Genomic DNA, 10359 nt, shown 5'->3' on the forward strand with positions numbered 1-10359 from the left:
GAACATTACGCCATTCGGCAACAAATGACATTATCTGTACCAACTGGCAGCGGGAAACGCTCAGAGGGCGAGGTTTAGCCGCAGCCAGTAGGTTCGGCCCAGCAGCCGATACGCGGACTCCTCGGTGGTCCGCTCACCGCCGTTGGGGATGAACGGCGGTGAGCGGTCCGTCGCGTTCGCGATACCCAGTGTGACGCGCAGGTTCTGCGGCGTGGTCAGACCGGCATGCAGGTCGTGGTAGAGCCTCGAACCGATGCGATAGTCGGTGCCCGGTGCGACTTCACCGCCGCTGTCGGTCAGCGCATCGATCCACTCCAGACCGTAGCCGGCAAGCCAGCGATCCTGAGACCAGGCGAGGGCGTAGCGGCCCTTCCACTCGGGGATCACCCCGAACAGGTCGGGGTCGTACTGGCCCTCACCCACGAAGGGCTGCGCGCCCTGGAAAGACCGCACCTCGCGCTCAAGCACGCGGCTGATTAGCAGGCGGTGCTGCCACCGGCCCCAAGACGTCGTATGCGCGTACTGCACATCGAGATCGAGTCCGCGAGCGGTTTCCTCGGCGGTATTCTGCAAGGCCGTGCGAATCTGGGTGATCGAGCCATCCGGATGACGGTCGATGCGGTCGCAAAACAGGGCACTGCCCGTTTCGAGGCATTGCTCCAGAACCGTGTTGGCACCGAGCGCGGCGATGCCATCCTCAATGCGAATATCGAAGTAATCCAGGCTTACGCGCAGCCCTGGCCACCCGGAGGGCGAATAGACCACACCCGCGGTGAAGCTCTGCGCCTGTTCGGGCGCCAACGCCGGGTTGCCGCCACCCAATGTCGGTGTCTCATTGCCGGTCTGGTCGAAGCTGCCATCGCTCGGTACTCCCTGAGCGATGCAACGATCCACCTGTGGTTGACCCAGCTGCGAGAAATCCGCGCAGGGGTCTTCGACGATGGGGTTGGCCTCGGTCGCACCACCGAACAATTCGCCGACGGTAGGGGCGCGGAATGCCTCGGCATAGCCCGCGCGTAATGTGACTGACCGAACCGGCTGGTAAAGCGCACTGACATCGAACACCGTTTCGGCATCGAAGTTCGAATAGTCCACGGCACGCAGGCCCAGTTCGACCCCCAGCGCATGCACGCCCGAACGTCCGGCGAGCAAAGGGATGCCGACCTCGGCAAAAACCTCGCGGCTGTCGAATTCTCCACGCGTGCGTTGCCTGGCGGCACCGGTGGTGTTGCCGGCCTGCGTTTGCGTATCCGGACGGTCCTCGGCACGGGCATCGCGCAGGCTGATGCCGGCGGCAAAGGGCACCGGCCCGGCGGGAAGCCGTAGCAGCTCACGGCGCAGGTCGAAGCCGAAGGTGGTTTCTTCGTTCTGCTGAGTATCGATCAGGTCAGCGATGCCCGCATAGGCGAGCATGTCATCGGTGATGGAACCAGGGCCACCGAACAGGTTCAGCGGCACGCAGCCGACGACAGGGGCGGCTTCGGTGCCGCAGGTCGCCACGCCATCGCCGCTGATGAATGACGGACCCAGCGCCAGGGCCACACGGTCACGACGTAGGTCGCCGCTCTGCCGCTGTTCGACCTCGTTGCGGCCGTAGCTCAGAGACGTCTCCCATTGCCAGTCGGCGACCAGGCCGTCGGCGCCGATCACCACACGCCAAAGCTGGTTGTCCTGCGCAAAGCGGCGGGGACCGCCCTCGACTAGCCGGCGCCGGGCATCGCTGATCTCCTCGCCGAACGGGTTGTAGATGTTGTCGGCCGATACCGTCACGCCATCCAGCCGATTGGTGAAGAACGGCAATGGCGCAATCTGGGTGTCGGAATCGCGCTGCTGGAACAGGGCCTCGGCGAACAGCGACAGCGACGGGCTTAAATCGTGGCGCAGACTGCCAAAGGCGGAGACGCGCCGGGAATCCTGCACAAGGTCTTCGAACGGGTTGAAGTTGAAACGATCGGTGTCCGGCCCGTCATTGATGAATGGCCGGAAATCATCAGGCGAGTCGCCATCTTCACCGTCAATGAGCGTGACGTTGCCGTCCGAAGTGCGGAAACGGCCGTTCGGTGGGGCCGAGCTGCCCGTTGGCACGATGGCATTGGCCGGACCATCGACGGTGAGCCATTGCGAGGAAAAGTCGCGGTCGCCACGCCCCACGGCGGCCTGATCAAACAGCGACACACCGCCCGACAACCATGTGCTGCCGAGGCGTCTCCCGGTCACCGCGCTAAGATCCAGCACATCGCCATCTCCGGAGTCGGTCTGGCTGACGCGGGCGGATACCTCGACCCCGTCGACATCTGATCGCGTGATCACATTGACCACGCCGGCGATAGCGTCGGCGCCGTAGGCCACCGAGGCGCTGGTCGTCAGCACCTCAACGCGCTCGACCAACGCCACCGGGATGCTGGCGAGATCAACAACACCGGCTGCGCCATTTCCGCCGGCCAGCATGCGTCGGCCGTTGATCAATACCAGCGTGCGCCGGGACCCGAGTCCGCGTAGTTCCACGGATTCGATGCCGCGCGACACGGCGCCACCGCTGCCGCGCTGGTTCACCGAGGTGCCCAGTGGCGAGCCGCTCATCATCGGCAGCGCCTGCAGAAACTCGCCCAGCGTCGCATGCCCGGAATTACGCAATGTGTTCCGGTCGAAGCTGACCAGCGGGTCCATGCCGGCTTCACGGCCGAGGTGGGTGCCCGTCACCTCCAGCGCATCCAGCGCAAGCGGTGATTCCGGCTGGGCGACGCCCAGTGTTGTCCATACCAGGCTGGTCAACATGACCGCCGCACGTGCAAACATCATCGAATATCCCGTTCCCCAGAAACCAGTCGCAGGCAATGCGACGGCCGGAACCGGCGACTCGCAATGTCCCTGCCGCCCACCATTTTGCCGGGCAGCATCGTACAACGCAGCCAGCGAACTGTTCGTCCCGTTTTCGCAGCGATCTGCATCCAAGCCTGAACACGGTGCGAATCCATCCAGACATCCACGCAGGGGACGCGAAATAATGCGCTCAATCCAAGGAATCGGCGCTGCGGCTGTGGCGGGCATTGCCCTGGCCACGGCAGCAGGCTCGCTGTATGCATCCAGCCACCGTGAAGCGCCAGGGATCACCGAGACTCCCAAGGTTGACGGCACGGACTTCTACATGTTCAACAGCTACGAAGAAGGCCGATCCGGATTCGTGACGCTGATCGCGAACTACGTACCCCTGCAGGACGCCTATGGCGGCCCTAACTATTTCTCCCTGGATGACAAGGCGCTGTACGAGATTCACGTCGACAACGATGGGGATAACGTCGAGGACCTGACCTTCCAGTTCCGATTTACCAACACGCTCAAGGGCGTTTCGCTGCCGGTCGGACCGGACGGCGTACTCGTGCCGATTCCGTTGATTCAGGCTGGTGGCATCGGTCCGAACCCTGGTGACACCGGCAACCTGAACCTGGAAGAGACCTTTTCGGTCACCGTGGTGCGTGGCGACCGCCGCGCGGGTACTGCGCAGGCAGCGACCAATGTCACGACCGGCGGCAGCAGCTTCCGCAAGCCTACCGATTACATCGGCACCAAGACCTTCCCGGACTACCAGGCGTATGCGAATGCACACATCTGGGAAATTGCCGTGCCGGGCTGCCAGAGCAATGGCAAGGTCTTTGTCGGACAGCGCAAGGAAGGATTCGTCGTGAATCTTGGCCAGGTCTTCGACCTCGTCAATCTGAACCCGCTGGGCGCGCCCGACGCCGTGCCGAACACGATTGGCGACAAGAACGTCACCAGCATCGCACTGGAACTGCCGGCAAGCTGCCTGACGGCCGGCGACGACCCGGTCATCGGCGGCTGGACGACCGCAAGCCTGCGTCAGGCCCGCGTCGCCAATCCGTTCCCGCAAAGCGATACCGATAACTCGGTCGCTCCGGGCACGGTCGATGAGACGGTCGAAGGCGGTCCGTGGACCCAGGTTTCGCGTCTCGGCGCACCGCTAGTCAACGAAGTGGTCATCGGCATCGACGACAAGAACCGCTTCAACGCCAGCGAGCCCAAGGACGACGGTCAGTTCGCGAAGTACGTGCTGACGCCAACCCTGCCGGAACTGCTGGAGATCCTGTTCGCCGAGACGGTGACCGGCGATCCGAATGCCGATCTCGCCCCGAATGCCTTTCCCCGAGCTGATCTGGCGGTGGCGTTTCTGACCGGCGTGCCAGGACTCAACCAGCCTGCCGCTGGCGCCGGAGGCCCGCTGGGCAACGGCACGGTACTGTCGGAGCAGCTGCGACTGAACACGACGACTGCGCCGGTCGCTGCCACTGCGCAAGATCCGTTGGGGGTGCTGGCTGGTGATGCCGCGGGCTTCCCGAATGGCCGTCGTCCGGGTGACGACGTGGTTGATGCCGCACTGCGGGTCGCTATGGGCGCTCTCTGCGAACTCGACAATGCTGCGGTCTTCGGCTGCGGCCCTGACGATGCGCCAGTCGGTGATGCGCCATTAACCGATCAGTCCGCGTCGAACGCCTCGCAGTTCGACAGCAACTTCCCGTACCTGCGCACGCCGCTGCCGGGTTCGCGATAACAGGAGGTCGTGATGCGACATTTCATTCTTGTCGGGCTGCTGGCGGTTGGCGTGCTTGCGCTGGGTGCCTGTGGCTCCGAAACATCGATTAACGTCGGTGCCGGCGAAGAACCGGGGCAGATGCCCGATCCGGACCCCGATCCCGATCCTGACCCAGGCCCCAACGACCAACCATTGGCGGGCGATCAGCAGGTGCTGAACCTGATCGCCAACCAAACGGATGAGGTCTCGGACCCCATCGAGATCAACGCCCTGGGCTTGGTGTTCAACGAAAACCCGGACGCCAATGTTTACGGGGATCTGCTACCGGAGTCCTGAGTGAGCTAGCCGAGCACCTGGCATGATCCAGGTGCTCGGCGCGGCTCCCGGCCACGGCGTTGGCTGACAAGCACGCACCGCGGACTTGACGCGGACCGCCAGCGGCGGGAGAACTTAGGGCTGGTTGAACGGGGATACCTGTGCCTGATTTGCGATGGCTCGCGTTCTGCGGGCTGATAATGCCGGCCTGCGTCCAGGCACAGACCTACATACCGGAATCGGCCGAGACGGTTCTGGAGACACTGCCGGACACCGACCCCAGCCTCACCGATGACATCCGGCGCCTGCAACAGGCCGTTGCGGAGCAACCCGACAGCGTCGAGCTGCGGGTTCGACTGGCCGAACACCACATTGCGCTGTACCGGCAAACTGATGATCCCCGCTACAACGGCTACGCCCAGGCGGCGATCGCGCCCTGGCGCGAGAATGTCGATGCCCCGACGCGGGTGCTGTTGATCCGGGCGCACCTGAATCAGCAGCGTCACGCCTTCGCGCTCGCCCGGGCCGACCTTCAACTGGCACTGGAACGCGACCCTCGCAACGCCCAGGCCTGGTTGGCGCTGTCGGTGGTTGAGCGGGTGTCGGGCCGGCTGGCGAATGCCCATAAAGCCTGCGCTGCCTTGCTCACGCTGACCGAAACGCTGGTCAGCGGCACTTGCCTTGCCGATATTGCTTCGCTGGCGGGCAAGGCGCCGGAAGCCTTCGCCACCCTGGATCGGCTGCTGCAGGCTGAAAGCGTTGACAGCGCAGACCACCTGCGGCGTTGGGCGCTGACCATCCAGGGCGAGGTGGCCTGGCGCCTCGGCGAGCCGGAATTGGCACTGCAGGCCTTCGAAGCCGGGCTGGCGCTGGCTGAGGCGAATGAGCAGTTCGACGGTTATTTGCTGTCGGCCTGGGCCGATTTCATGCTGGAGCAGGGGCGGGCGCAGGCGGTGGACAGACGGCTCGAACCCTATGATCAGAGCGATGCGCTGCTGCTGCGCCGGGCGATCGCGGCCAAGCGGATCAACCACCCGAATGCCGGTGCGATGGCGGACACGCTGCGCCGACGCTTCGCGGCGAGCCAGCGACGTGGCGACGATGTGCACCTGCGTGAGCAGGCGCGTTTCGCGCTGGACATCGACAACAAGCCATCCGAAGCGCTCTGGTTGGCTCAACGCAATTGGGCCATGCAAAAAGAACCCGCGGACGTGCTGCTCGTGCTGCGGGCCGCGTTGGCGTTTAACCCGGCAGCAGCCGATCCGGTCGTGGCCTTCGTCTCCGAAACCGGCCTGCAGGATGTTCGCGTGCAAACCTTGCTGGAACGGCTGGGCGACACGGATGCCGCGGCATGAACCGGATGCTCTTTGTGCTCGTCGGGTTGCTCGCCTGCAGCGGTGTGCACGCACATAAACCCAGCGACAGCTATCTGAATCTGTCGCTATCGGGGCAAACCGTCGAAGGGCGTTGGGACATCGCCCTACGCGATCTGGAACTGGCCGTCGGGCTGGATGCCGATGGCAATCGGCGGATCACCTGGGGCGAGGTGCAACGCCAGCGCGACGCAATCACCAGCCATGCCTTGTCGCATCTGCAACTGACCATGGGCGACCAGACCTGCGCCCTGGAGGCGGACGGGCTGCAGATCACCGATCACACCGACGGCGCCTACGCGGCCATTGGCATCACCGGACGCTGCCTGCAATTCAATCCCCAGTTGACGATTCGCTACGACTTGCTGTTCCCGCGTGACGCCCAGCACCGCGGGTTGCTGCGTCTCGACCGCCAGGGGCGGGTGGAATCAGCGGTGTTCTCCCCCGCACGGCGATCCCTGGCCTTTGACTTGGGCGAGACCAGACCGCTGCGCGTGGCCTGGCAGTATCTGCAGGAAGGGCTTTGGCATGTCTGGATAGGCTTTGACCACCTGCTGTTTCTCGCCGGACTGCTGCTGCCGATCGTCGTTCGACGGGAGCAGGGACGGTTCGTGCCAGCGGAGAACGCCGGCACGGCCACGCGTGAGGTCATCCGCATCGTCACCAGTTTCACGCTGGCGCATTTCGCCGCGCTGTCGCTGGCAACGCTGGGTTGGATAGATCTGCCGTCGCGCTGGGTCGAGGCGGCCGTCGCGCTGACCATCGTCTTCGCCGCCATCAACAACATCGTGCCGGTGGTCTACCGTCGCCTGTGGCTGGTCGCCTTCGCGTTCGGCCTGATTCATGGGGCCGGCTACGCCAGTGTGCTGAGCGATCTCGGCCTACCCGCCATGGCGCTGGCGTTGTCGTTGTTTGCCTTCAATCTGGGGGTGGAGGGTGCACAGATCGCGGTCGCCGCCGTGTTTCTACCCGTCGCCTACAGCCTGCGCCGCCACCGCTTGTATCAATACGGCGTGCTGATTCCAGGCTCGCTACTGGTCGCGTTCGTCGGCATGGTCTGGTTCATCGAGCGCGCCGCCAATCAAACCTTGATGCCCTGGTGACCAGGGTGACAATCATCGCCCACCGTCCCCCCTGCAATCCTGTGTCCATCCGCTTATGACGCTTGCTCTGTTTTCCCGCTTCCGCCCGGCACTTGTAACGCTTGGGTGGCTGCTCATGCCCGGTCTGGCGCTGGCACATGGTGCGCACTTCAAGCCCTTCGGAGGCGAACTGCGCGCTTATGTGTTCGAGTACAGCCTTGGCGAGCCCGTCGCGCGCGCCGAAGTCATCGTCTACCCCCCGGAGGACTCTGCGGACTTCCAGACCGGTGAAACCGATGCACAAGGCGTGTTCGCCTTTGCGCCCAACCGGCCGGGCACCTGGCGCCTGGAGGTGCGCGACGGCAAGGGACATGCGATCCGCAAGTATGTGAATGTGGGGGCAGCCGCTGGCGGGGCGGCAACCTTGCCGGCCGGCGACACGCCAGCGCATTCTTCGGGTGCAGCCATCGCCTGGTTGCTGCTGGCGGTCAGTCTGCTGGCCAATGTCGTCTTCGCCCTCGCTGCGATACAGACGCGCAGCGCCTGGCGCAGATCAAGCAACTCGCCCACTGTGAGGAAGGGGACCTGAGCTGTCCGGCGTTCGTTCGTCGGCAGGTCTTGACCTCAACATTACTTGAGGCTTGAGACTGCACTCCAAGGCCCCGCACTGGGCGAGGCTAGTTCGCTGGAGGGAGTCTCATGACCCGATTGGAACACGCAAATATCACCGTCCCGGACATTGATGCCGCGATCGCATTTCTGAGTGTAGTCGCACCGGATTTCCGGATTCGTCACGACGCCTTGGCAGAGCAGGGCTACCGCTGGGCGCATGTTGGTAACGACGACTTCTACATCGCGCTGCAGGAACCCCACGTCGGGATCGATCCGCTGCCCCCGCAACCCAGTTACACGAACCTGGGCGTCAATCACCTGGGGTTGGTGGTGCAGGGCATCGATGGCATCACCAGGCAGCTGGATGACGAGGGCTATCGCATCAGCTACGCGACCGAGCGGGGGCCGCATCGCAGCCGGGCCTACTACTACGACCGCGCGGGCTTCGAGTGGGAGCTCATCGAGTATCACAGTGCCGATCCGGCTGAACGCAATCGGTACAGCTAACCGCCAGCGACGAGCTCATGCCGCGGCTTGTTGATCCACCATGCGGTTGGAGGGCTGTTCGGCCAGGCGTTGCAGCAATGTGGTGAGCGAACCGCCTAGCCGCAGCGTCAGGTCGTTGGGGTGAATCCCCACCCGTAGCGGTTGCTGCATCCGCTGCGCCACGGCGAGCTGGGAGCGGTTCCACGCCGACAGGGCGACCGCGCGAGCGGCCGTGTCGGCTTCGAACCCGACCAGCGGCATCACCCGCGTGCGGCCTGTCCGCGTATCGATTATGCCCTGCGTGACCTCTACGGCATCGAAGGGCAGGCGGTGCAGGTCCTGCAGGCTCAGGTCGCCAAGCGCCCAGGCGGGCGGGACATAAAGCGTGGGGCGAGGCAGGTCGACACGAGGGAACCAGTGGTAGGAGCGGCGCATCAATGCCAGCAATTGTTGCCGGTTCAGTGACAGATGCTCGGCGGCGTTGCGTGAGATCAGCGCCGAGTGCATGCGGTGCCGCAACCCTCGGATGCGCCGGGCGCGGTGGATCCAGCCATGGGCGGCCAGCGGGTAGCCGGCCGCCGCCCAGGCGCGCAGCTGTTCCAGCTGTTCGCTGGTCCAGCCCAGACCGGGCACGATCAACAGGGTGGGCCGGACCAGTCCCAGCGACTCGATCAGTTCAAGCGTGTCCTCCACGGCGGGCAGGGTTCGCGGCATAACGTCGTGAACCGAAAGCAGGGCCGTTGGCATGGCGGCGCTCACCGGGGGGATCGCGCGGCCTTGAGAATCAGGTCAGCCCATTCGCCGATCGTGTCCCGGTTGAGACGTTCAGCCGCCAGCCGCGCCCGTTCCGACCGGGCACGGCGCGCCTGCACGCTTTGGGTGCTCAGGTCCTTGATCTTGTCGGCGATCGCTTCACCTTCGTGCAGCGTGATCAGGCCATCCTTGAGCGAGTGCCATTCGTGTATGCCGGCTCCGGCGGCAACCAGCGCCGGCCGGCCTCGGGCCATGGCTTCCAGGGCGATGGACCCGAAGGTTTCCAGACGCGACGGCAGCAACAGCAAGTCCGATTCATCCATCAGGGCTTGCAGCTCATGCCGCTCCAGCCAGCCATGGAAACAGACGTTGGGCAGATCTTGCGCCTGGCGCTGGAGCTTGCGACGCAGTGGGCCATCGCCGGCAATCGCAAACCGGACATCGGGGCAGGCCCGCGCCGCGTCGATCACCGCGCCGAGGTTTTTTTCGGGCGCCAGGCGCCCGGCGAACAACACCTGCTTGAGCTGCGCCCGCAGTGGGACGACGGGCGCGCGCATGAATTCCACGGGCAACGGCGTACCGACCACCGCGGCCTGATCCGCGCCCAGTCGTCGCACCGTCGGAATCAGCCCGCGGTTGTTGACCAAGGTGGCGTGGGCGCTGCGACAGATGATGCGATTGGCCGCCGTGAGATAGCCGTTTGCCACGCGCCGCGAAACCGGGTTCCAGTACAGGCGCGAGAGTTCTTCGAACTGGGTGTGAAAGCCGACCAGCTGCCCGCAACCATGTCGCTTCGCCAGCGCATGGCCGAGCAGGCCGAATGGTCCCGGCGTGATCGAGACGACGACATCGGGGCGGAAGTGACGGAAGGCCTTCCAGAGCCGCGGTACGTTGGGCGTGAGCAGACGCTGGGTTGGGTCACCGGGCATCGGCACGGTGAGGCGAGTGACGCGAAACTTGTCGGATGGCTGGAACATCCGCACCCCGGACGTCACCTCGCCCAGCTGCGGCAGCAGATCGTGGTAGTAGGTGCCCGCGCCATTGCGCTCGGCCACCGAATCCGAGAAGAACGCGACCCGCAGGCGCTGCGCCGGGTGCGAACGATCAGGAGAAGACTGCAATAAATCGGTTGCGGTCGCGTGCTTGGGCATCATCAGGACACCTCTTGCCAACGCGCCGCGGCCGCGGCGCG

The 10359-nt window shown here is 64.8% G+C and carries 9 protein-coding genes; 6 read left to right on the forward strand and 3 right to left on the reverse strand.

The annotated features are described in order from the left end of the window. Positions 1 to 60: 60 nt before the first annotated feature. Positions 61 to 2799 carry a TonB-dependent receptor domain-containing protein gene (locus ACE1EY_RS02225; RefSeq protein ID WP_370299352.1) on the reverse strand — a complete coding sequence of 913 codons (2739 nt, stop codon included), beginning with the start codon at positions 2797 to 2799 and terminating at the stop codon, positions 61 to 63. 205 nt (positions 2800 to 3004) lie between these two features. Here ACE1EY_RS02225 and ACE1EY_RS02230 point away from each other — a divergent pair, with 205 nt between their 5' ends. The 6 genes from ACE1EY_RS02230 to ACE1EY_RS02255 all read left to right on the forward strand — a co-directional run bounded on the left by ACE1EY_RS02230 (position 3005) and on the right by ACE1EY_RS02255 (position 8435). Then, positions 3005 to 4564 carry a DUF4331 domain-containing protein gene (locus ACE1EY_RS02230; RefSeq protein WP_370299353.1) on the forward strand — a complete coding sequence of 520 codons (1560 nt, stop codon included), beginning with the start codon at positions 3005 to 3007 and terminating at the stop codon, positions 4562 to 4564. Between the two features lie 12 nt (positions 4565 to 4576). Beyond that, a complete protein-coding gene (locus ACE1EY_RS02235; protein WP_291513608.1) occupies positions 4577 to 4882 on the forward strand; it encodes a hypothetical protein in 306 nt (101 codons plus the stop codon). 140 nt (positions 4883 to 5022) lie between these two features. Further along, complete coding sequence (locus ACE1EY_RS02240; protein ID WP_370299354.1) at positions 5023 to 6216, forward strand: hypothetical protein; 1194 nt, start codon at positions 5023 to 5025, stop codon at positions 6214 to 6216. After that, the gene (locus ACE1EY_RS02245; protein ID WP_370299355.1) at positions 6213 to 7337 is read left to right on the forward strand and encodes a HupE/UreJ family protein; all 1125 of its coding nucleotides are present in this window, start codon (positions 6213 to 6215) and stop codon (positions 7335 to 7337) included. Before ACE1EY_RS02240 ends, ACE1EY_RS02245 begins: the two co-directional genes overlap by 4 nt. Positions 7338 to 7452: 115 nt before the next feature. Next, positions 7453 to 7905 (forward strand): hypothetical protein, encoded by a 453-nt coding sequence (locus ACE1EY_RS02250; protein WP_373928032.1) that lies wholly within the window; start codon positions 7453 to 7455, stop codon positions 7903 to 7905. A 110-nt stretch (positions 7906 to 8015) separates the two neighbouring features. After that, entirely contained in the window at positions 8016 to 8435 is a 420-nt protein-coding gene (locus tag ACE1EY_RS02255) for a VOC family protein (RefSeq protein ID WP_370299356.1), read from the forward strand. Positions 8436 to 8450: 15 nt separating this feature from the next. On the opposite strand, the gene ACE1EY_RS02260 is transcribed toward ACE1EY_RS02255, so the two are convergent. Both ACE1EY_RS02260 and ACE1EY_RS02265 read right to left on the reverse strand, forming a co-directional pair. Next, complete coding sequence (locus ACE1EY_RS02260) at positions 8451 to 9161, reverse strand: polysaccharide deacetylase family protein (protein ID WP_370299357.1); 711 nt, start codon at positions 9159 to 9161, stop codon at positions 8451 to 8453. Positions 9162 to 9169: 8 nt separating this feature from the next. Beyond that, positions 9170 to 10359, reverse strand: a 1190-nt coding sequence (locus ACE1EY_RS02265; RefSeq protein ID WP_370299358.1) for a glycosyltransferase, incomplete at its 5' end; no start/stop codon positions are given.

The organism is Abyssibacter sp. (assembly GCF_964229365.1).
In the GTDB taxonomy this organism is placed as follows: domain Bacteria; phylum Pseudomonadota; class Gammaproteobacteria; order Nevskiales; family OUC007; genus Abyssibacter.